14 protein-coding genes are annotated in these 22,222 nt (G+C 73.9%); 11 read left to right on the top strand and 3 right to left on the bottom strand.

The window, feature by feature from the left end:
- Nucleotides 1-28 precede the first annotated feature (28 nt).
- On the bottom strand, nucleotides 29-631 hold the full coding sequence (locus OG361_RS33410) for a TetR/AcrR family transcriptional regulator (protein ID WP_405859503.1): 603 nt from the start codon (nucleotides 629-631) through the stop codon (nucleotides 29-31).
- Between the two features lie 151 nt (nucleotides 632-782).
- Between OG361_RS33410 and OG361_RS33405 the strand changes: the two genes are divergently transcribed.
- The 7 genes from OG361_RS33405 to OG361_RS33375 all read left to right on the top strand — a co-directional run bounded on the left by OG361_RS33405 (nucleotide 783) and on the right by OG361_RS33375 (nucleotide 11,463).
- Nucleotides 783-1,625 carry a phosphatase PAP2 family protein gene (locus OG361_RS33405; protein ID WP_405859501.1) on the top strand — a complete coding sequence of 281 codons (843 nt, stop codon included), beginning with the start codon at nucleotides 783-785 and terminating at the stop codon, nucleotides 1,623-1,625.
- Nucleotides 1,622-2,734: a DMT family transporter gene (locus OG361_RS33400; protein ID WP_405859499.1), complete on the top strand. Its 1,113-nt coding sequence runs from the start codon at nucleotides 1,622-1,624 to the stop codon at nucleotides 2,732-2,734. Before OG361_RS33405 ends, OG361_RS33400 begins: the two co-directional genes overlap by 4 nt.
- Nucleotides 2,735-2,802: 68 nt before the next feature.
- Nucleotides 2,803-3,813, top strand: coding sequence for an SPFH domain-containing protein (locus tag OG361_RS33395; RefSeq protein WP_405859497.1), 1,011 nt, complete (start codon nucleotides 2,803-2,805; stop codon nucleotides 3,811-3,813).
- Nucleotides 3,810-4,715: a hypothetical protein gene (locus OG361_RS33390; protein ID WP_405859495.1), complete on the top strand. Its 906-nt coding sequence runs from the start codon at nucleotides 3,810-3,812 to the stop codon at nucleotides 4,713-4,715. The genes OG361_RS33395 and OG361_RS33390 overlap by 4 nt, the downstream gene beginning before the upstream one ends.
- Nucleotides 4,716-5,118: 403 nt before the next feature.
- Entirely contained in the window at nucleotides 5,119-5,985 is an 867-nt protein-coding gene (locus OG361_RS33385) for a GNAT family N-acetyltransferase (RefSeq protein ID WP_405859493.1), read from the top strand.
- Between the two features lie 462 nt (nucleotides 5,986-6,447).
- Nucleotides 6,448-8,148 carry a S8 family serine peptidase gene (locus tag OG361_RS33380; RefSeq protein WP_405862582.1) on the top strand — a complete coding sequence of 567 codons (1,701 nt, stop codon included), beginning with the start codon at nucleotides 6,448-6,450 and terminating at the stop codon, nucleotides 8,146-8,148.
- Between the two features lie 225 nt (nucleotides 8,149-8,373).
- The gene (locus OG361_RS33375; RefSeq protein WP_405859492.1) at nucleotides 8,374-11,463 is read left to right on the top strand and encodes an AAA family ATPase; all 3,090 of its coding nucleotides are present in this window, start codon (nucleotides 8,374-8,376) and stop codon (nucleotides 11,461-11,463) included.
- Between the two features lie 17 nt (nucleotides 11,464-11,480).
- On the opposite strand, the gene OG361_RS33370 is transcribed toward OG361_RS33375, so the two are convergent.
- The gene (locus OG361_RS33370; protein WP_405859490.1) at nucleotides 11,481-12,299 is read right to left on the bottom strand and encodes a caspase domain-containing protein; all 819 of its coding nucleotides are present in this window, start codon (nucleotides 12,297-12,299) and stop codon (nucleotides 11,481-11,483) included.
- A gap of 118 nt (nucleotides 12,300-12,417) precedes the next feature.
- On the opposite strand from OG361_RS33370, the gene OG361_RS33365 reads away from it, so the two are divergent.
- The 4 genes from OG361_RS33365 (at nucleotide 12,418) to OG361_RS33350 (ending at nucleotide 21,467) form a co-directional block, all read left to right on the top strand.
- Nucleotides 12,418-13,362, top strand: coding sequence for a DNA/RNA non-specific endonuclease (locus tag OG361_RS33365; protein ID WP_405859488.1), 945 nt, complete (start codon nucleotides 12,418-12,420; stop codon nucleotides 13,360-13,362).
- 238 nt (nucleotides 13,363-13,600) lie between these two features.
- Complete coding sequence (locus OG361_RS33360; RefSeq protein ID WP_405859486.1) at nucleotides 13,601-19,123, top strand: trypsin-like peptidase domain-containing protein; 5,523 nt, start codon at nucleotides 13,601-13,603, stop codon at nucleotides 19,121-19,123.
- Between the two features lie 2 nt (nucleotides 19,124-19,125).
- A complete protein-coding gene (locus OG361_RS33355) occupies nucleotides 19,126-20,280 on the top strand; it encodes a trypsin-like serine peptidase (RefSeq protein ID WP_405859484.1) in 1,155 nt (384 codons plus the stop codon).
- A gap of 101 nt (nucleotides 20,281-20,381) precedes the next feature.
- The gene (locus OG361_RS33350) at nucleotides 20,382-21,467 is read left to right on the top strand and encodes an IS630 family transposase (RefSeq protein ID WP_405851442.1); all 1,086 of its coding nucleotides are present in this window, start codon (nucleotides 20,382-20,384) and stop codon (nucleotides 21,465-21,467) included.
- On the opposite strand, the gene OG361_RS33345 is transcribed toward OG361_RS33350, so the two are convergent.
- Nucleotides 21,464-22,165, bottom strand: coding sequence for a maltokinase N-terminal cap-like domain-containing protein (locus tag OG361_RS33345; protein ID WP_405859482.1), 702 nt, complete (start codon nucleotides 22,163-22,165; stop codon nucleotides 21,464-21,466). The genes OG361_RS33350 and OG361_RS33345 overlap by 4 nt on opposite strands.
- Nucleotides 22,166-22,222 lie beyond the last annotated feature (57 nt).

Here is a 22,222-nt window from a genome sequence, read left to right as displayed (position 1 = left end):
ACCCCAGGGTGCCGGACGGACCGGGGGCTCACCCCTCGACGCGCAGCGCCGGAAGGAGGACGGCGTCCACGAAGCCCCGCATGGTCGACGCGTCCGCGAACCGCTCCTCGAAGATCCGCTCGATGCGGAGCATGCCCATGAAGCAGGGCGCGACGAAGGCGATCGCGGGGTTGTCGGACGCGACCTCGCCCCGTTCGACCGCGCGCGCGACCACCGCGTCGATGGCCGCGACCTCGGGGGCGATGACGGTCTCGCGGAGTGCGGTGCGCAGGTCGGGGTGCTGGATGAAGGCCTGGGCGACGGCCTCCATGAGCTCGGCGTCGCGCTCGCGGTGGGAGGCGGCGATCCGGGCGGCCTCGCGCAGGTCACCGGCGAGGGAGCCGGTGTCGATGCCGGTGAAGACAGTGCAGCGGCGACGGTCGAGGGCGGCGGTGACGAGCTGCGCCTTCGTGCCCCACTGGCGGTAGAGGGTCGCCTTGCCGCACTTGGTGCGGGCCGCGACGCCCTCCATGGTCACCGAGTCGTAGCCGCCCTCCCTGAGGAGGCAGATCACCGCGTCGTACAGCTCCGTCTCACGCTCGGGCGTGATCTTGCTGCGACGGGCTGCGGCGGTCGCGGCCTGTGTGGACATCGGATCCTCCCGGACACCTCTACCTCTGCACATACGAGAGTAGGGGGTGCACAATCGAGACGCAAACGTATCGAGACGCTTGCGTCTCGATGAATTCCGATCTAGGCTCACCCCGTTTGTTGCCGATTTGACGGATTAGAGGGGCCGCGCGATGGCTGCCGGGATACGCGGGACACGAGGACCACGTCCTCCAGGACCGGGGGTCACGGCTACCCCCGACCCCGACGGCCACGAGGAGCCCGCGAGACCGCCGCTCCTGCGCGAGCTCCTGCTCGTCACCGCACTGTTCCTCGTCTACAAGTTCGGGCGCCTCGTCGCCAACGGCCACGAGGACCGCGCCTTCCACAACGCCGACCGCGTCTGGGACGCCGAGCGCGCGCTCCACCTGCCCGACGAGGGAACGGTCCAGCAGCTCCTCCTGCACGGCGAACCCCTGATCCGGGTCGCCAACACGTACTACGCGGCCGTGCACTTCCCGGCCACCATCGCCTTCCTCGTCTGGCTGTACTGGCGCCGCCCGGCCCACTACCTGTGGGCGCGCCGCGCCCTCGCGCTCGTCACCGCCGCCGCGCTCGCCCTCCACCTCCTGATGCCGCTCGCCCCGCCGCGGATGCTCGCCGCCACAGGGCTCGTCGACACGGCGCGCGTCTACGGACCGTCCGTTTACGGGGCCACCCCGGAGACGGACTCGATGGCGAACCAGTTCGCGGCCATGCCGTCACTGCACTTCGGCTGGGCCCTGATGGTCGCGATCGGCCTGATCGCCGCCACCCGCTCCCGCGCTCGGGTCCTGTGGCTGCTCCACCCGCTGCTGACCCTGCTCGTCATCGTCGGCACCGCGAACCACTACTGGTTCGACGCGCTGGCCGCCGCGGTGCTCCTCGGTCTCGCCCTGCTCGTCGTCCGCGCACCGGGCCGCAGCAGCGGTTCGGCGCCGCCGTCCGTCTCCCGCCCCCTCGGTACGACCACCCTCCCGGCCGGAGCCCTGCGATGAGCCCCGCCGCCGGCACCGTGCTCGCGGTGCTCCTCTCCCTCGTCTCCGCCGCCGGGTACGCCCTCGCCGCCGTCGCGCAGTCGCGGCTGGCCGCCGCCTCCGCCCCGGACGGGCACGGGGCGCTCCGCGCACTCCTCGCCCGCGGGCAGTGGTGGTGGGCGGTCGGCCTGAACGCCGCCGGGGCCCTGGCCCACGTGGCCGCCCTGCACTACGGGCCGCTGACCCTGGTCCAGCCGCTCGGCGCGCTGACCCTCGTGGCCGCGCTGCCGCTGGGCGCGTACTGCGCGCGCCGGCGCGTGACCCGGACCGAGTGGCGCGGAGCGCTGTGGACCCTGGGCGGGCTCGTCGGCCTGGTCGCGATGACCGGCCCGGCGGCGCCCGGCGAGGCGCTCAGCCTCCACGAGTCCCTGATCGTGGCCGCGGCGACGGTCCTCCTGATCGGCGCACTGGCCACCGGCCGACCGCGCCCGCGCGGCAACGGACGCGGCAGCGCCGCCGCGGACGGGAAGGGGAAGGGGGTGGGGATGGGGAACGGGAACGGAAGCGGGGTCCGGGCGCGCGGGCTCGGGCACGCGACCGCCTCCGGCATAGCGTCCGGTGTCGCGTCCGCCCTGACCCAGACCCTGACGGCCGCGCTCGCGCTCGAACTGCCGGGCAGGGAACCGGCCTGGTGGCAGACCGCGCTGCTCGCGGTGCTCATCTCGGGCTTCGCCGCGGGCGGGCTGCTCCTCTCGCAGACCGCCTACCGGGGCGGGCTCGCGGCTCCGCTCGCCGTCGTCAACCTCTCCAACCCGGCGGCCGCCGCGATCATCGGCGTCGCCCTGCTCGGCGAGACCTTCCGGGCGGGCGCGTGGGGCTGGCCCGTCGCGGTCGCCGCCTCCCTGGTCGCGGCGCGGGGCGTGGTCCTGCTGACGAAGGGCGGCACCCCTGCGCCCGAAGCGCGGGGAGCGCGGACAACACCCTCCCCGGTCATCGCGGGGTCCGGGCCGGTGCCGCAGCCCCGTCGCCTCACCGACCTCCCCGCTCCCCACCCCTCGCCCCGCCCTTCACCCCTCCCCGCACCCCACGCGTCGGAGGTGGAGCCGGCCCCCGCACCGCTCGCCGGCTGATCACTTTCGTCATATTGACGAAAATCAGAGGAACCCACTATCGTCAACATGACGACAAGGGGTTTTCCATGGCTGACATCACCCGGCGGTTCGGCTGGCGCCATCTGCGCTCCGCGCCCACCGCCCACATCCGCCACCAGCGCCGCGGACAGCTCGTCCACGACGGCGAAGGGCTGAGCTTCTGGTTCCGGCCGCGTACCGCCGCGCTCTCCGAGGTGCCCGTGAACGACCGGGAGCTCGCGATGGCGTTCCACGCCCGCACGGCCGACTTCCAGGACGTGAGCGTGCAGTCCACCGTCACGTACCGGATCGGCGACCCGGCCGCGGCAGCCACCCGGCTCGACTTCTCGATCGACCCCGACACCGGCGCCTGGCGCGGTACGCCCCTGGAGCAGATCGCCACCCTCCTCACCGAGACCGCCCAGCAGCACGCCCTCGACGTCCTCGCGCGCACCACTCTGGCGGCGGCGCTCGTCGACGGGGTGGCGGCCGTACGCGACCGGATCTCGACGGGTCTCGCGGCCGAGCCGCGCCTGCCGGACACCGGCATCGAGCTGGTCGCGGTCCGGGTGGTGGCGATCCGCCCCGAGCCGGAGGTCGAGCGCGCCCTGCGCACCCCCGCCCGCGAGCAGATCCAGCAGGAGGCCGACCGCGCCACGTACGAGCGGCGGGCCGTGGCCGTGGAGCGCGAGCGCACCATCGCCGAGAACGAACTCGCCAGCAAGATCGAGCTGGCCCGCCAGGAGGAGCGGCTCGTCGAGCAGCGCGGCACCAACGCGCGCCGCGAGGCCGAGGAGAGCGCCGCCGCCGACGCGGTACGGGCCGAGGCCGAGGCCGTGCGGAAGGTCCGGCTCGCCCGGGCCGAGGCCGAGGCGGCGCGCGTGGTCGGCGAGGCGCGCGCCGGCGCGCAGTCCGCCTGGCTGCGGGCGCACGGAGAGGCGGAGACGGCGACCCTGCACGCCCTGGCGGTGAACCGGGCCGCGGAGAACCTGCCCCGCATCGAGCACCTGACACTCTCCCCCGACGTGCTGACCGGGCTGCTCGCGAAGCTGGGCGGCGAGGGCGGGGCCAGGTCGTGAGCCTCGCACCGCGCGCGGTCCTCGTGCACCGGACCACCGAGTACGAGGAGCTGCTCGCCCGGCACGGTACGCACGGCCAGGCCGCGTTCTTCCTCTCCGCGCGCGGCCGCTCGGTCGAGGCCGTGCGGGAGCGGCACGAGCGCGTCCACCGGGCGCTGGCCGAGGTGGCGGGCGCGGTGCCGCTGTCCTGGCGTCAGACCCGGGTGGAACGCGCCGATCTGGACCGGTTCCTGTTCGGCCCCGAGGACGTCGTCGTCGTGGTCGGACAGGACGGGCTGGTCGCCAACGCGGCGAAGTACCTGACCGGACAGCCGGTGATCGGCATCGACGCGGACCCCGGGCGCAACGCGGGCGTCCTGGTCCGGCACCGCGCGGCGCAGGCGCGGCGGCTGCTGCCGTACGCGGCGGGGGACGGGGCGACGGTCGACGAACTGACGATGGTGGAGGCGGTCACCGACGACGCGCAGCGGCTCCTCGCGCTCAACGAGATCTACGTCGGCCCGCCCGGCCACCAGACCGCGCGCTACACGCTCGGACTCGACGGCGCGGACGCCCCGCCCGAGCCCGAACCCCAGGCGTCCTCGGGCGTCCTCGTCGGCACCGGCACGGGGGCCACGGGGTGGCTGCGCTCCCTGTGGGAGCAGCGTTCCAGCGCGCTCTCCCTGCCCGCCCCGGCGGACGCCCGGCTCGCCTGGTTCGTCCGAGAGGCCTGGCCCTCGCCGACGACGGGCACCACCCGCGTCGAGGGCCTCCTCGACGCGGGACAGGGCCTGTGCCTCACCGTCGAGTCGGACCGCCTGGTCGCCTTCGGCGACGGCGTCGAGTCGGACGCGCTGCACCTGACGTGGGGCCAGACGATCCGCCTCACGGCGGCGGAGCCGCGCCTCCGTCTGGTGGGCTGACCGCTCGGGACGACACGCCCGGGACGTCCACCCGCCGACGTGCGGTACGCGAGGGACCAGGCATCAAGAGGCGTGCGTACGACCTGTTACGCCCCGAGATGTCCATTCCCTGCCTCCGAACTCCTCCCTCCCTCGAACCGCTCCGCGGCGGCGGCACCCGGGAGCGGATCGACTCGGTGTCCGCCGCGCCGCTCACGCGGCCCACCGCCGGCACCCCACGGCCCACGGACCGCGCGGCCGGAATCGTTCGGTGGGTGATGGACAGGTCGTCCGGCGGCACTATGCTCGGCGCGCTTCGCCCCCGTCTGCCGCCCCCGCCGTCGCCCCGCTGTCACCCCCCTTGCCGACCGCTGTCGTCCGACCGCTCCCCCGCCCACCCGGCTCCGGCTGTTGAAGGAACCCCATGGCCCCCGCCTCCTCCGGCTCGCTGTCCGTCGCCCCAGCCACCCCTCAGGACTGGGCGCTCGTACGCTCCTGGGCGGCCGAGGAGGGGTGGAATCCCGGCCTCTCCGACGTCCCGGCCTTCTTCGCCCAGGACCCCGGCGGCTTCTTCCTCGGCCGGGTCGACGGGGAGCCGGTCTCCGCCATCTCGGTCGTCAACTACGGCGACGCGTACGCCTTCCTCGGCTTCTACCTCGTCCGTCCCGGACTCCGGGGCCGCGGCCACGGCCTGGCCACCTGGCGGGCCGCGCTCGCCCACGCGGGTGACCGGTCCGTCGGGCTCGACGGGGTGCCGGCGCAGCAGGACAACTACCGCCGCTCCGGCTTCACCACGGCGTACCGCACGGCGCGTTTCGTGGGCGAGGTCCCGGCCCCCGACCGTCCGGTGGCCGGTGTGGTGCCGGCCGAGCGCGTCGACCCGGCGACCGTCGCCGCGTACGACAACGCCTGCCATCACGCCGACCGGCCGCGCTTCCTCTCCGCCTGGCTCACCACCCCCGGCCACCGCGCTCTGGTCAGGATCGTCGACGGCCGCCCGACGGGTTACGGGGTCGTCCGCCCCGCTCAGGACGAGGCGCGCGTCGGGCCGCTGTTCGCGGACACCCCGGCCGACGCGGCGGCTCTGCTCGACGCGCTCGCCGTCGAGGCGAGGGGCTTTGGCGCGGAGCGGATCGCGGTCGACATGCCGGAGACGAATCCGGCGGCGGCGCGCCTGGCCGAGGAGCGGGGGCTCGTGCCGACGTTCGAGACGGCCCGTATGTACACGGGGCCGGTCCGGCCGGTGGCGCGGGAGCGGGTCTTCGGCGTCACGACGCTCGAACTCGGCTGACACCACCGCCGACTCAGCACCCCCTCACCGTCCCCTCACCGGACCCCCGCCGCCCCGTGAGGGGTGACAAGGGTTTTCCCCGTATCGGGTTCACCCCCCCGTTCCCTACTGTCCTCCGCACCGGCAGATATCATCCCCCGAACGCACCCTGACAGGTGCATGAGGAGGGTGGCGCCCGCCGGGGACGGCCTTGACCCGGGCCGTCGCGCCGGTGGCGGCGCACGGGCTCCCCAAGCCCAGGGACCGACGGACAGCGACCCCACTTCGCCCCCTGTGTCCCGCGCCGCCGCCACTGCTCCGCAGTTACGTCGTACTCGAAAGGGCCACACCTTGAACGGTTCCAGGCGGAGAGTCATATCCGTGGTCGCGAGCGCCGCGATCCTCGGCGCCGCTGCCACAACCGGGGCGTTCGCCGCCGCCCCGGGCGCTGCCACCCCGAAGCCGGCCCCGGCTTCGCAGACCATGCGGGCGCTGCCGAGCGCCCCGGTCGAGAAGGTCATCGTCACCTACAAGAGCCAGGCCGCCGAGGCCGGCTCCAACGCCGCCGCGAAGGGCGACACCGCCGAGAAGGCCGCGAAGACGGGCGAGCAGCTCTCCTTCGAGCGCCGCCTCGCCGGCGGTGGCGCCCTGGTCGACCTGGGCGACAGCGCCACCAAGCAGGACCTGACGGAGGTCATGGACGCGTTCCGCGCCGACCCGTCCGTCGCCTCGGTCGAGCCCGACATCCGCGCCTACGCGATGGCGGCCGCCCCGAACGACACCGACTACGCCAAGCAGTGGGACCTCTTCGAGCCCACCGGCGGCATGAACGTTCCTGCGGCCTGGGACAAGACGACCGGCTCCGGCGTCACCGTCGCCGTCATCGACACCGGCTACGCCGCCCACTCGGACCTGGCGACCAACATCGTCTCCGGTTACGACTTCATCTCCACGTCCGCCGACGCCCGCGACGGCAACGGCCGCGACGCGGACCCGAAGGACGAGGGCGACTGGAACGCCACCGACGGCGAGTGCGGCACCGGCTCCCGGGCCTCCAACTCCTCCTGGCACGGCACCCACGTGGCCGGCACCATCGGCGCCGTCACGAACAACACCAAGGGCATCGCGGGCATCGCGTACAACGCGAAGATCCAGCCCGTGCGGGTGCTCGGCAAGTGCGGCGGCTCGTCCGCCGACATCGCCGACGCCATCACCTGGGCGTCCGGCGGCAGTGTGCCGGGCGTCCCGGCCAACGCCAACCCGGCGAAGGTCATCAACCTCAGCCTGGGCGGCGCCAGCGCCACCTGCCCGAGCGTCTACCAGACCGCCATCAACGGCGCCGTGTCGCGCGGTACCACCGTCGTCGTCGCCGCGGGCAACAGCAACGCCAACGCCTCCGGCTTCACCCCCGCGAACTGCTCGAACGTCATCAACGTGGCGTCCACCAGCCGCGAGGGCAACCGGTCGTACTACTCCAACTTCGGCACCATCGTGGACGTGGCGGCGCCCGGCGGCGAGACCCGTCGCGCCACCGACACGCCCGGTACCGTCACCACCCCCGAGAACGGCATCTACTCCACGCTGAACTCGGGCACGACGACCCAGTCGGCCGAGAACTACAAGCCCTACCAGGGCACCTCGATGGCCGCGCCGCACATCGCCGGCCTGGCCGCCCTCCTGAAGTCGGCCAAGAGCACCCTCACCCCGGCCGAGATCGAGTCCGCGATCAAGGCCAACGCCCGCCCGCTGCCCGGCACCTGCACCGGCGGCTGCGGCACCGGTATCGCCGACTCGGCGAAGACCGTGGACGCCGTCACGGGCACCACCACGCCGCCGACCGGAACCGTGTTCACCAACGCGACGAACGTGACGATCTCCGACAACACCACCGTGTCGTCCTCGATCGCCGTCACCGGCCGCACCGGCAACGCCCCCGCCGCCCTCAAGGTCGGCGTGGACATCAAGCACACCTGGCGCGGGGACCTGGTCATCGACCTGGTCGCCCCCGACGGCACGGTGCGCAACCTGAAGGCGTCCTCCTCCTCGGACAGCGCCGACAACGTCCTCGCGACGTACACCGTCGACGCCTCGAGCGAGGTCGCGAACGGCACCTGGAAGCTCCAGGTCCGCGATGTGGCTTCGGGTGACACCGGCTACATCGACTCGTGGACTCTCACCTTCTGATCCACCGCTGAATCCCTTCTGAACCACCCCCCACATCAGCATCATTGCTGGTCAGCGACGCGCTCGTGGTCTATACCACGGGCGCGTTCTGGCGTGTCCGGCCGGAACGCGCGGGGAATCCCCGTCCGAATGCCGGACACCAGGCCTGGACTCCACGTGTGGGCTCCGTATTCTCTGCCCACGGGGCTCATGGGCCGGGGGCCCGAGCGCCGGAGGTGGTGGACAGTGACGACAGCACCGCACCGCCCCCTGCGCCCCTCCGGCGTGGGGGGACCGCCGGCACCGGTCGGCCGGGAGGAGCTCCTCGCCCGGCTGGAACGCGTCCTGCACGCGCGGGGCCGCGCTCTGCTCACCGGACCCGCCGGCGTCGGCAAGACCGAACTCGCCCTCGCCGAGGCCGCCCGCGCCGAGGCGCGCGGCGAGACCGTGCTGTGGCTCGCGACCCTGCCGTCCGACCGCGAGATACCCGGGGCCGCCGCGGCCGCGCTCGTGGCCTCCGTGGCGGCGACGGTGACCTGGCCGGGACTCGGCACACCCGTGCCCGACCCGTCCGCCGCGGACCTGCCCGTGCCCGGAGCGCCCGCCCCCGGGCTGCTCGCCCCTGGACTGCCCGCCCCCAGACCGCCCGCGCCCGGTCTGCCCCCGACCGGGGCATCCGCGACCGGGGCGCCCTCCGCCGGGCGCTTCGCCCCCGGACCGCCCACCGCCGCCCTCTTCGCGCCCGGAGTGCTCGCCTCCGGGGTCTTCGACGAACTGCCCGGTCCCCAGCGCACCGCCGTCGCCATGCTCTGCCGCGAGGCACCGATCGAGGCGGGCGGCTGGGACCCGATCGCGCTGCGCCTCGGCATCGCGCGGATCCTGCGCGCCCTGGCCTGCCGCGGTCCCGTGCTGCTCGTCGTCGACGGAGTGCAGCACATCGACGCGGACAGCGCGGACCTGCTGCGGTTCGCGCTCCATCTGGCGCCGCCCGCGCTGCGGGTGGTGGCCGTGGAGACCCCCGAACCGTACGGGGAGGCCTACGAGCCGTACCGCGAGAGCCATCGGGACCGCCCCGAGGACCCGCACGCCTCGCACCTCTGGGTGCCGTCGGAGGCGGACGTCCTGCGCGTCCCCCCGCTGCACGCCGACGAGATCGCGGAACTCCTCATCCACCACCGCCTGCCCTCCCGGATGGCCGGCCGCATCCACCGGGCGAGCGGCGGCAATCCGCGGCTCGCGCTCGCCGTGGGCCGTTCGCTCGCCGACGCCCGCACCCCGGTGCACCACGCGGAGGCCCTGACACTCTCCGGGCGCGCCCGCGACCTCGCCCGCCAGCTCCTCGGCGCCGCGCCCCTTCCCGTACGCGAGACGCTGCTGCTCGCGGCGCTGGCGCTGCGCCCCTCGGCGACCCTGGTGCGCCGGGCCGGCCGGCCCACCGCGGAGGCGGACCTGGCGGCGGCGGAGCGGGCCGACCTGGTGTCGCTCGCCGAGGACGGCTCGGTGACCTTCACCGCCGGCCTGCTGCCCTCGACGCTCGTGCACGACGCCTGCTGGTCCGAGCGGAGCGCCGGCCACGCGGCCCTCGCCGAGGTCGTGGACGACCCGGTGGAGGCGGTACGCCACCGGGCCCTCGCCACGGACATCCCCGACGAGGAGCTCGCCGCCGAGGTCGCGGCCGCCGCCGACCTGGCCCAGCGGCGCGGGAACAGCGCGCTCGCCGCCGAACTGGCCCTGCTCGCGGCCGAGTCCACACCGGGACGACACGGTACGCGGCGGATCGCCCGGCTCGTCCACGCGGCCGAGGAGGCCGCGCGTGCGGCCCGCGCCGACCTCGCGATCCGGGCCGCCACCGACCTCCTCGCCCGGGACGCGGCACCGGCCGACCGGGTCAGGGCCCGCCTCGCCGTGCTCGACACGGCCGGCCAGGGACTGACCGGGCTCGACGAGATGTACGTGCACGCCATGGAGGAGTCGGAGGGGGACACCGCGCTCCGGGCCGCCGTCCAGCTCCGGCTCGCCGTCAAGTACGTGCTCGCGGACGGCGATCCGGAGCGCTCGCGGACGGCCGCCGCCGAATCCGCCGCACTCGCCGCCTCGACGGGCGATCCGCGCACGGCGGCGCAGGCGCTGACCGTGCAGGCGCGGATGGAGCGGGCGCTCGGTTCACCGGACGCGGAGGCCGTGCTCGCCCATGCCCGCGCCCTGGAGCTGGCCGAGCGTCCGCTCGGCATCCGTAACGCCGCACAGATCCTGACCATCCGTCACGCCCTCTTCGACGGCCGGCTGACGGACGCCCGTGACGAACTGGGCGCCCTCCTCCCGCTGGTGCAGCGACGCGGCTCGGTCGAGGACGCCATCGAACTCCTCAGCACCCTCGCCGAGATCGAGTCCCGGATCGGTCCGTGCCCGGCGGCCATCGCCCACGCCGGGCAGTCGCTCGCCCTCACCCTGGAGGCGGGCCTCTCCCCCGGCCCCGCCTGGTACGCGCTCGCCCTCGCGGAGACGGCCGGCGGCAGCTTCGCCCGGGCCGCGAGCTACGCCCGCCGCAGCGTCCAGGCCTCGGAGGAGGAGGGGGACCGGGTCTTCCTCTCCCGCAGCCGGTACGCGCTCGGCCGCGTCCAGCTGATCAACGGGGACGTGGCCGCGGCCCTGGAGACGCTGCGGCGCGTCCAGGCCGACGAGCGGGCCCAGTCGACCGTGGATCCGTCGATGCTGCGCTGGCACGAGGAGCTGGCCGAGGCGCTCCTCGCCAACGACGCCGGCGAGGAGGCCCTGGCGCTCCTCGCCGAGGTACGGCTGGTGGCGGAGCGGCTCGGACGCGGCTCGGTCCTGCTGGGCTGCGACCGCGTGCACGCCCTGTGCCTGGCCGCCGAGGGACGCACGGACGAGGCGGCCGAACTGCTGACGGGAACGGCCGAGCGCTTCGGTCGCGCCGGGCTGCCGCTGGAGCGGGGGCGGGCGCTCGTCGCGCTGGCCCGGGTGGAGCGCCGCAGACGGCGCAGGTCGGCGGCGCAGAGCGCCCTGCACGAGGCCGCCTCGGTCTTCGAGCGGGTCGGGGCGGCGCCGTGGCTGGCCCTGGCGGGCGAGACCCCGGCGGGCGCGGCGGGCGAGGGAGCCGGCGGCGGCTCGGGCGGCGAGGAGTCGTCGTCCGCGCTCTCCTCGCTCACGGAGGCGGAGCTGCGGCTCGCCCGGCTCGTGAGCCAGGGGGCCAGCAACCAGGAGGCGGCGGCGAAGCTGTACCTGAGCGTGAAGACGGTCGAGGCGCGGCTGACCCGGATCTACCAGAAGCTCGACGTCCGCTCGCGCGCTCAGCTGGCGACGGCGCTCCGGCCCTGACCGTCGGACCATGGGGCTCAGATCGTGAAGGGCCGCTGGTTCAGGAAGTCGGGGTCCGGCGAGCCGGTCAGGTGGAGGTTCGGCTTCTGGTCCGACGGCAGCCTGCGCTGGATCGCCCGGTGGAAGTCCCGGTAGCCGCCCTGGAAGGCGCCCCCGTCCCACACCCGGAGCAGGGCCCCGGTGAAGGCTCCGTTGACCTCGCCGTCGGCGGCGACCTGGTCGTCCTGGCAGGCGGAGACGAGCAGGGCGTCGGCGTCGGCCCCGTCGGCGGACGCCTCCTCGGCCAGCGAGCGCCGCAGCTCCGCCAGGAGCTCCCGGTCGCGTTCGTACAGCTGCCGCTGCCGCTCTTCCGGGAGGTAGCGGCCCGCGCCGCCGTCCGTCCCGGCGGGGATCTCGATGCTGCTGCCGCTGTGGCAGCAGTCGAAGAGGGCGACGATCCGTACGTCGTCGTCGAAGGCGCGGAAGGCGTGCCGTACCTCGTCGTCGAGGAACTGGCGGTCGTAGAGGACCAGGGTCTCGTCGAGGGCGTCCGGTTCGTCGTCCGGCCCCTGGTCCGCCCCGGTGCCGTCCGGCACCTGTCCGCCGTGGCCCGAGTAGGTGAGGAGCAGGATGTCGCCGGGGCCCAGCCGGGCGGCGGCCTCGCCGAGGGCGGCGGTGACGTGGGCGGCGGTGCCGTCCGGGGTGAGCAGGACGGTGGTCGCGAATCCGGCTTCCCGGGCGAGCCGTGCCATGTCGTGGGCGTCGTTCTCACAGGCGATCAGGGTGCCCTCCCAGCCCTCGTACCGGGCGGGATCGACCGCGTTGAGTCCGATGTGCAGAGAGAGTCCGACGGGCATGAGGGGTGCCTCCTCGCACGGTGGGGAGGGGGTGTCGGGGCGCCTGTCGAGGGCGTCTGATCGAGTGGCCTGCGGTCCGGCGCCGAGCGCGACCCCCTCCACGCGGTACTTACATCGTATGAACTCTTCCGGTCCCCCGCCCGCTGCCGACGGCCCGCTCCCCGGCCCGGGCGGCCCGCTCCCCGATCACGGCAGCCCGCTCCCCGGTCCCGGCGGCCCCCGCCGCGACGCGCTCGCCGATCGCGCGGGGTACGACGAGGCCTTCCTCGGCCCCGTCGTCCCCCTTCCGCTCCCGGTCCGCGACACGGTCGGCACGGTGATCCTGCCCTACACCCACTTCACGGTGGTCTTCCGGCCGGACCGGCGGCTCGCGGCCTCGACCGCGGTGTGCATCGAGGGGCGGGAGCTCCTGGAGGACGTACCCCGGGAGGACATCTGGGAGTTCGACCCCCGACTGCCCGATGAGCAGCAGGCGGGCGGCGAGCTCTACCGGAACAACAGTCTCGACAGGGGCCATCTGGTCCGCCGACTCGACCCGGTCTGGGGGTCGGCCGCCGTGGCGGCGCGGGCCAACACCGACACGTTCCACTACACGAACGCCGCGCCGCAGGCCGACGTCTTCAACCAGGGCAAGCAGCTCTGGCAGGGCCTGGAGAACTACCTCCTCGACCACGCGGCCGAGTTCGACCGGAAGCTCACCGTCCTCACGGGCCCCGTGCTCCAGGACTCCGACCCGCCGTACCGGGGGTTCCAGGTGCCGCTGCGCTTCTGGAAGGTGGCCGCGTTCCTCCAGGACGGGGCCCTGGCGGCGAGCGCCTACGTCCTGGACCAGAGCCCCGACCTGAGCCGGGACGCCGAGCGGGCGCTCGCGGGGGCGACGCCGGGCGCACCGCCGCCGCTGGGCCCGTTCCGCACGTACCAGGTGCCGGTCTCGGACGTCGCGGAGCTCACCGAGCTGGAGTTCGGGCCGCTCCCGGACGTGGACGTGATGCCGCAAGCGCGCGGGCCGGAGGAGCGCTGGCGACGGCTGGAGTCGTACGGCGACATCGTCCTGCACCCGTGAAGCGACACCGTGCCGCACCCGGGGAGCGACACCGTGCATGGACCCGTGGAGCGACACCGTGCCGCACCCGGGGAGCGACACTGCGCCCGCACGCCCCCCGTACCACCCCCCAGAGCAGCGATTGCGGCCGTTCCGGCCCGGTGAAACGATGAGAGGGATCAGCCAGTTCGCCGGATGACCCCACCTCCGGCGCCGGCGCGACCGGCGCCGCGCGAAGAGAGCGCCGGGCAGGTGCCGTATGCCGCTCACCGAGACGGAGTGGGGGCTCGTCGCCAGTTGGGTACGGGCCCATCTCCTGGACACGTCCGAGCCGCGTGAGCGGCTGCTGCGCGCGGGCCTGCCCGCCGATTTCGTCCAGGACCTTCCGCTCACCCCGGACCCGGACCGCAACTCCCTGCTCGTCGTCGAGGCGGCCCGCCGGGACATCGCCCACCAGCGCCGACTGCTCGCGGTCCTCTCGGGGCTCGACGCGCTCGCCGCGATCGACGACCCGCACGTCTTCGAGCAGGGCGCCGAGGCCCGGAACCTGCTCACCCGGCTGCGGGAGGACGAGCGGCTGCGGCGCTCCCCCCAGGACCCCTTCCTGAGCACGCTCCTCAAGCACGGCACGGAGGCGTTCCTCGACCGGGCCGAGCTGCGCGAGAAGCTGCGCGGCTTCCTGGCCGACCCGGAGCAGACGGTGCTGGTGGTCGACGGCCCGCCGGACAGCGGCCGCTCGTACACGTACGAGCTCATCCGCCACCTCGGCCAGCACCGGGGCTTCCGGCCGGTGCGGGTCACCCTCTCCCGCACGTCCACGGCGGCCGGCCTCATGAAGCGCCTCGCGGCCTTCGTGGCGGGCCCGGACGCGGCCGACGAGGTGTCGTTGAACCCGACACGGTTGAACGATCCCCTGCCCTGCTTCGAGGACGCCGCGCACCGGATCGTCGGCCGGGCCACCGCCGCCGAGGAACGCTTCTGGATCGTCCTCGACGACTGCGACCGGCTCGACCCCAACTCGGACGTGTGGGACTGCATCGGCGTCCTCGCCCGGGCCATCTACGAGCACACCCCGGTGCGGAAGGAGACCGTGCCCCGTCTCGTCCTCCTCGGCTACTCGACGGCGATGCGCCAACTCCCCTACGAGGTGCGCAAGAACGAGTGCCGGGACACCACCCGTCCCGTGGACGGGGACGACCTCCGCGCCTTCTTCGAGGAGTTCTTCGGGGAGTTCGTCGCCGTGACCCGGGACCCCCCGGACCAGGAGATCGTCCGCGAGCTGACGGAGACGGCCGTCACCGAGGTCCTGCGGGCCGCCGACCGCCCGGGGTCCGAGGAGAGTTACATGCGCCGGGTGTGCACGGCGGTCGAGGACGTCGTACGGCTCCACCGGGCGTTCCCCCCGACGCCTCCCGCGCCCGGGGACGCCGGCCACCAGCTCCGCGAGGCCCTGCGCACGAGCCTGGCCGCGCCCGCCCCCGCCCTGCCCGACCTGCGCAGGTCCTACCGCGAAGCGGCCTGCCTGCTCCAGGAGTTCGACCCGGCCGCGCTCCGCCTGCCGGGCGAGGAACTCTCCACCGGACGGGCGGTCCTGGAGCTCGTCGACGACTGCGCGGCCCTGCCATCGCCCGGGGCCGCGGTCTGGACGCTGAAGCCCGAGATCCGGGAGACGGCCCTCGCGGGCCTCGCCGGACCCGCGGCCGCGCTGCGCGCCCTGCGGACCAACATCGACCTGCGCCCTCCGGGCCCCGGCCCGGAGCGCACCGCCCTCGCCCTGCTCACCGGCGCCGGGGTTCCCCCCGACGGCGCCGTGGACGTCCACGGAGGGGAGGACGTGGACGAGCTCTGCGGCACACTGCAGGCCGTCCTCTGGCTGAGCCGGGTCCCTGGCGTCACGGGACTGCCCTCCGTCGACGACGTCCAGCACCGTCTCGAAGAGGCCCGGCTGCTCCAGCCGATGCGCCGCCTCGTCCGGGGAACGTTCCACGGCCGCACCGCCGAACTCGACGCCCTCCACGCCTATCTCGCGCTGCCCGAGGAGCCCGCCGAGCCCCCCGTCCTCATCCACGGGGTGGGCGGCATCGGCAAGAGCATGCTGCTCGCCAGGTTCCTCGTCGACGCGCTGGCCGCGTCTCCCGCCCGATTCCCCTTCGCCTACCTCGACTTCGGGCGCCCGACGCTCTCCATCCACGAACCCGCCACCGTGATCGCGGAGATGGCCCGGCAGCTCGGCATCCAGCACCCCGGACACCGCGCCGCCTTCGACGCCCTCGCGGACGAGTGCGAGCGGACCGCGGCGGTACAGCGCGGCGAACGCAACGAGCTCGACGAGCTGTACCAGCTCTCCACCACGCGGGCGACCCTCGGCCGCGACTACTCGGCCGACTTCCACGCCCGGGCCAGCGCCCGTGAGCAGGAGCTCGCCCGCAGGATCGCGGCCCTCGTGGCGGAGGCCGTCCGGCCCCCGCCCGGCGGATCGGCCCCACCGCTCCTGATCGTCGTCGACTCCTTCGAGGAGGCCCAGTACCGGGGTTCCCCGGTGATCGCGCGCATGTGGGCGATCTGGACGGCCCTGCGCGCCGCCTACTCGCGGCTCCGTTTCGTCGTCGCCGGGCGCGCGCCCATCGACCACCCGGCCCGTGTGCTCACCCCGCGCACGATGGAGCTCGGCGAGCTGGACCCCCAGGCCTCCGTCGACCTGCTGCTGTCGTGCGGGGTGGACGACGAGACGGTCGCCGAGGACCTCGTGGACCGGATCGGCGGCCATCCGCTCAGCCTCAAACTGGCCGCCCGTACGGTGGTCGCCCTCGGCTCCGACTCCGCCTCGCTGGGCGAGCTGCTGCGCGGACTGCCCTCCCGGCGCCGCTACTTCGACCGTCAGGTCGACCAGATGCTCATCCAGGGCACGCTCTACGACCGCATCCTCAAGCACATCGTCGAGGACGACGTCCGGGCCCTGGTCCAGGCGGGTCTGGCGCTCCGCTTCATCACGCCCGACCTGGTGCGGCACGTCCTGGCCGGACCGGCGGGGCTCCGGGTCGACACCCCTGCGGAGGCCCGCCGTCTCTACGGGCTGCTCACCTCGCGGGTCGACCTGATGGAGTCGGCCGGCCCCGAGGCCATCCGGCACCGGGCCGATCTGCGGGCCATCATGCTGCACCTCTCGGACCGCGCGCGGACCGATCTGATGCGGGCCGTGGACCGGAGCGCCGTCGCGTACTACGCGGTCCGCGAGGGGCCGAGGGACCGCGCGGAGGAGATCTACCACCGGCTCCGGCTCGGCGAGAACCCCCGTACGGTGGAAGCGCGTTGGGAGCCGGGCGTCGTCCCCTACCTGGGCGGGACGACACACCGCGAGATGCCGCGCCGCTCGGCCGCCCTCCTCCTCGGCAGGATCGGCGGCCACGTCCCCGACCAGATCATGACCGAGGCCGACCAGGAGGACTGGGAGCGGATCACCGCGCGCGAGGTGGAGAACCTGCTCACCCAGGGGTACGTGGAGGCCGCGGCCCAGCGGTTGTCCGGGCGGCGGCCGTGGACACCCTGCAGCAGGCTCCACGCCCTGCTCGCCGAGACCCTCGCCCGCTCGGGACGGCCCGTCGAGGCCCTCGCCACCGCGGAGCGGGCCGTGGACGGGGCGGCGGACGCGGGGTGCGGGGAGACCCAGCTCGAACTGCTCCAGCTGTCGGCGCGGCTCGCGCAGGACTCGGGCGACCTCGCCACCGCCGACCGCTGCCTCCAGGAGGCCGAGGAGATCGCCGCCGGGCTCGGGCTGCGCTACGAGTCCCTGGGGGTCCTGGTCGCGCGGTCCCGGCTGGCGGCCCTGGCGGACGGTGACGCCGCTCCGGCCGAGGCGCGGCTCGCCCGGACCCTGCGCGGGATGCCCGACGAGGAGCTGGCCCGACAGCCCTCCCTCGCCCGCACCGCGGCGGCCACGGCCTGCCGGGCGGATCCCCAGCTCCTGGAGCACACGCTGCGGCTCGTCGGGCTCCCCGCGGACGAGGACGCGGTCGTGGGCGAGCTCGCCCACTGGATCGACAGCACGATGACCGACGAGCCCCGCCTGCGTGAACCGCTGGCCCGCATCCTGGAGACGGCCGCGGGCGAGCCCCCGCGACCGGCTACGGAGGCGGGACCGGAAGCGGGGACACCGGGAACGGAGACACCGGGCGCGGGCACGGGCGCGCTCCGGATGGGACACGAACGGATCGAGCGGACTCTGCGGGAGGCCCGGCGGCGCGGCACGCTGGACAGCGTCGCCCGGCAGGCGCTCACGCTCCGGGACGGCAGCGGGGACCTGCTCCTTGGGGTCGCCTCCGCCATGGACGGGGGCCCGGCCCCTCCCGACAGCTCTCACCCTGAACCCGGAACAACCCCCGGGCCGACCTCCGATCCGGCCTCTGATCCGACCTCCGATCCGACCTTCGGGAAGCACCCTGGGGCACCCCTCGGGACGCCCCCAGGGCCGCCCCCGGGGACGACCCCCGGGACGACCTCGCCGGCGGGCCCCTGGACGCCTCCCTGGGCGGACTCCCGGGCGATGACCCGCCCCCGGCGCGGCAGCGCGGGTCTGTGGACGCAGCCGCCGCCCGACGCCGCCGGGGCCGCGCTCCGCAAGGAGCCCTTCCTGCCCCAGGAGGAGCTGATCCGGGTCCGCAACGCCGCCATGGAGGCGGGACTCGCCGACCGCGCGCTCCGCCCCGCACTCCTCAGGGGCATCCCGGAGCACTTCACGGCCACCCTCCAGCCGCTGAGCGACCCCCTGCACCAGATCCACGCCGACCTCAACGCGATGAACCAGGTCGAGCGACTGATCGACGGACTGGTGCCGCTGGAGATCTGGCTGCACAACGCGATCGAGCAGACCCACGAGCAGGGCCCGCGGACCGTTCTGCAGGGCGCCCTCGACACCGTGGCCCGGGAGATCACCGGAGAGGCGGCGCTCTCGCTGGACATGATGCCGGTGGAGGTCAAGGAGGAGATCGTCCTCCAGGACGACACCGTGCCCTACGAGTTCCTCCACGGCGGGATCCGGGCCGGCGCCTCCGTCGCCCTGCTGCGGATCCCCCCGTACGAGTCGGGCGCCCCGCTCCTCCCGTCCTATCCGCACAGCGGCACGGGCTGGATGGTCGCACCAGGACTCCTCATCACCAACCACCATGTGGTGATGGCCCGTTCGTGGGATTCGGGCATCCGCCCGTTCGTGGCCGACGAGGACCTGCGGCTCCAGGCGCTCATGTCCCGTTCCCGGTTCGACTTCGTCGAGAGCGGTACGACTCCGCCCGAAGTGACGGCCGGGGAACTCGCGGCCTGGGACGCGGCGCTCGACTACGCCGTCGTGCGGCTCGCCTCCGAGGACCCCCCGCGGCCGACCCTCAGGATCGCCACCCGACCGCTGCTCGTCCGGGAGCGCCAGCGCGTACCCGTCAACATCATCCAGCACCCGAGCGGCCTGCCGAAGCGGGTCGCCCTGCGCAACAACCTGGTGTACCGGGCGGACGAGCGGAACATCCTGTACTTCACCGACACGCGCGGCGGCTCCTCCGGCTCCCCCGTCTGCCTCGACGACTGGACGGTGGTGGGACTGCACCGCGGCACGCAGAAGGTCGACGACGTCGAGTTCCAGGGCGGGAGGACGAGGTTCGTGAACGTCGGCACCCAGATGAGCACGATCATGGCCCATCTCCGGGAGTTCCGGCCGGAGTTGTACGACGAGATCATGGCCGGCCAGTCGGGTCGGCCGGCCCCGGGGAACGGACGCACGGGAAGCCGAGGCGAGTGACCATGCCGAACGGAGTACGGAACGGGTCGCAGGTCGCGACCGACGCCGGGCGGATCTTCGGCGATCTGCGGGGGATCGCCGCCCGGGTCCGCGCGGATCTGGAGGCGGAGATCGCCGAGTCGTCGCTGGAGCTGCCCGCCGACGTGGCTCCGGCGGCAGAGATCTCGCGCTTCGCCCGCGAGGAGCGGGCCCGTGTCCTGGAGGCCGGAGTCAGCGGCCTGGAGAAGCTGGCGGCGCACCGCGAGGACGAACTCGGCGAGGACGAGTACTTCGGCGTGGAGGCCATCGTCCTGCTCCACGGCCGGCCCGCGATCCTCGTCCAGCGCCAGGACTTCGCGCCGCAGCGTGACGAGTGGGCGGTCCTCGACGGACAACGGGCCGCGATCCGCGAGTCCTTGGCCCGGGTCGGCCGGGTCGAGGTCACCGGGCACCCCAGCCTGGACTGGATCGGCACGGCCTTCCTCGTGGGCCCCGGGACAGTGATGACGAACCGTCATGTGGCGGCGGAGTTCAGCCGTTTCGAAGGGGAGCGCGGACGGTGGAGCTTCGAGTACGGGATGTCGGCGCGGGTGGACCCCGCGGAGGAGCTCCCCGTCGACACGGACACCGCCCCGCCCCTGTCGGACCCTGTCCTCTCGGCCCCGGCCCCTCCCGCTCCGGCTCCGGCTCCGGCTCCGGCTCCGGCTCCGGCCCCCACGCCGTACGAGATCACGGAGATCATCGGCATCCACCCGGACGTCGACATGGCCCTGCTGCGGATCGAGCCCTCGGCCTCGGACGGGCTGCCCACCCCGCTCGCGGTCGCCGCGGACGCCCCCGCGAGCCTGCCGGGCAGGCCGGTGTACGTGGTGGGCTACCCGGCCTGGGACGGCCGGCGCAACGAACCCGAGTCGATGCGCCGGATCTTCATGGACGTGTACAACGTGAAGCGGCTCCAGCCCGGTGCGGCCACCGATTTCACCCCGGGCGGCCTGGTGATGAAGCACGACTGCTCGACGCTGGGCGGCAACAGCGGCTCGCCCGTCTTCGACCTCGCCGACCACCGGGTCCTCGGCCTGCACTTCGGCGGCCGCTACCGCAGCGGGAACCTCGCGGTCCCGCTGTGGGAGCTGCTGGACGACCCCCTGCTCGCCCGGGCGGAGGTCAACTGGGTCTAGTGATCTGGTTTTGAGGTCGTGGGTCGCCACGTGAGGCGTCCCCTGTTTCAGATTGCGGTGTTCGCCTGCGGCAGGTCGCGCGTTCGCGCTGTCCTGTGGGCATGGGTGATACCCGGCTGGAACCTGTCGTGCTGTCGGAGGCCGAGCGGCTGACGCTGGAGAACTGGGCCAAGCGCCGCTCGACCGCGCAGGGGCTGGCCGTTCGCGCACGGATCGTGCTGGCGTGCGCGAACGGCTGGAACAACACCGTGGTCGCCGCGCGACTCGATGTCGGCAGAGGCACCGTGCGCCGCTGGCGCACACGGTTCGTGGCCCAGCGCCTGGACGGACTCGCGGACGAGCCGCGGCCCGGGGTGCCGCGGACCATTACCGACGCCCAGGTGGAAGAGGTCGTGGTCCGCACCCTGGAGCAGACTCCCCCGGGCGGGACGCACTGGTCGAAGCGGGAGCTGGCCAAGGTCGTGGGAATCTCCCCGGCGAGCGTGCTGAGGATCTGGCACGCTTTCGGCCTCCAGCCCTGGCGCACGGAGACCTTCAAGATCTCCCCGGACCCGTTCCTGATCGACAAGGTCCGTGACGTCGTCGGCCTCTACCTCGCTCCGCCGGCCAACGCGGTGGTCTTCGCGGTGGACGAGAAGCCGCAGATCCAGGCCCTTCAGCGGACCGCGCCGGTCCTGCCGATGGTCCCGGGAGTGCCCGAGCGGCGGAGTTTCGACTACGTCCGGCACGGCACCGTCGACCTGTTCGCCGCCCTGAACACGGCGACGGGCAAGGTGATCACGAAACTGTCCGCGCAGCACCGGGCGGTGGACTTCCGTGACTTCCTCGACGAGATCGACCGCCAGACCGACAAGCACCTGGCGGTCCACGTGATCTGCGACAACCTCTCCGCCCACAAGGCGCCGGTGGTGCACAAGTGGCTCCTGGCGCATCCCCGCTTCCAGCTCCACTTCACCCCGACCTACTCGTCGTGGATCAACCAGGTCGAGCGGTGGTTCGCCGAGTTGGAACGGCGCTGCCTTGAACGCGGCGTGTTCTGTTCCCTCGACGACCTCAAGGCCGCACTCGAAAACTGGATCAAGGTCTGGAACGACGAAGCCCGGCCCTTCAAGTGGACCAAGACCGCCGACCAGATCCTCGACCGGATCTGCCGCTACTGCGACAGGATCTCCGAACCAGATCACTAGAGAGCGCCCTCCACGACCGCGTACGGCCCACGGGCGGTGCTCCCGTCCGGCAGCCGCCACTCGGCGGTGACCCGGCCGATCCCCTGGGCGCCGGCAGCGCCGTCCGGCCCCGCCGCGCCCTCGGCCCGCAGGACGCGCCGCACCCGAAGCGTCAGCGCCCCGGCGGCGTCGCCGGTCGACCGCACCACCACGTCGGTGTGGTCGGCCCCTTCCTCGACCCGTACGAGCTCGACGTCGCCACCCGAGGCGTCCGTGCCGCCTGAGGCGAGGGAAGCGAGCGAGGCGGAGACGGTGGGGTCGGGGGTGTCGTTCACGGACTGCTCCTGCGCCACGGCGCGGCCGCGCAGCAGCGCGTACAACTGCCCGACGAGCACCGGGTCGTGGGCGCCGTCGTAGATCCAGCGCGTGCCCAGGACACCATGCTCGCAGGTGCCGATGAGGGCGTCGTCGGCGCCCTCCAGCGGAGTCCCGCGGTACGTCATGGGCACCAGATAGGTGGTGGCGCTCTCGCCGGTCCCGTCGGTCACCGCCATGAACTCGATCCCGACCTCACCGGCCGGGTCGTCGAGCCGGAACCCGCCGGCCTTGGCCGGCAGCGGCCCGCCCTCCCGGCCGGCGTACCAGGCACGGGTGGGCAGCCACGAAGCCAGCAGCTCCAGTTTCGTGGGCTGCAGCGTGGTGTGGTGGATGACGGCCATCGTGCGACTCTTCCTCTCGACCGGGAGCCCTGAGAACGGGGACTCGCAGGGCAACGG

Source organism: Streptomyces sp. NBC_00090, from assembly GCF_045160815.1.
GTDB lineage: Bacteria > Actinomycetota > Actinomycetes > Streptomycetales > Streptomycetaceae > Streptomyces.
Note: the sequence above shows the minus strand (reverse complement) of the source record. Positions and strands in the feature narration are given on the sequence as shown.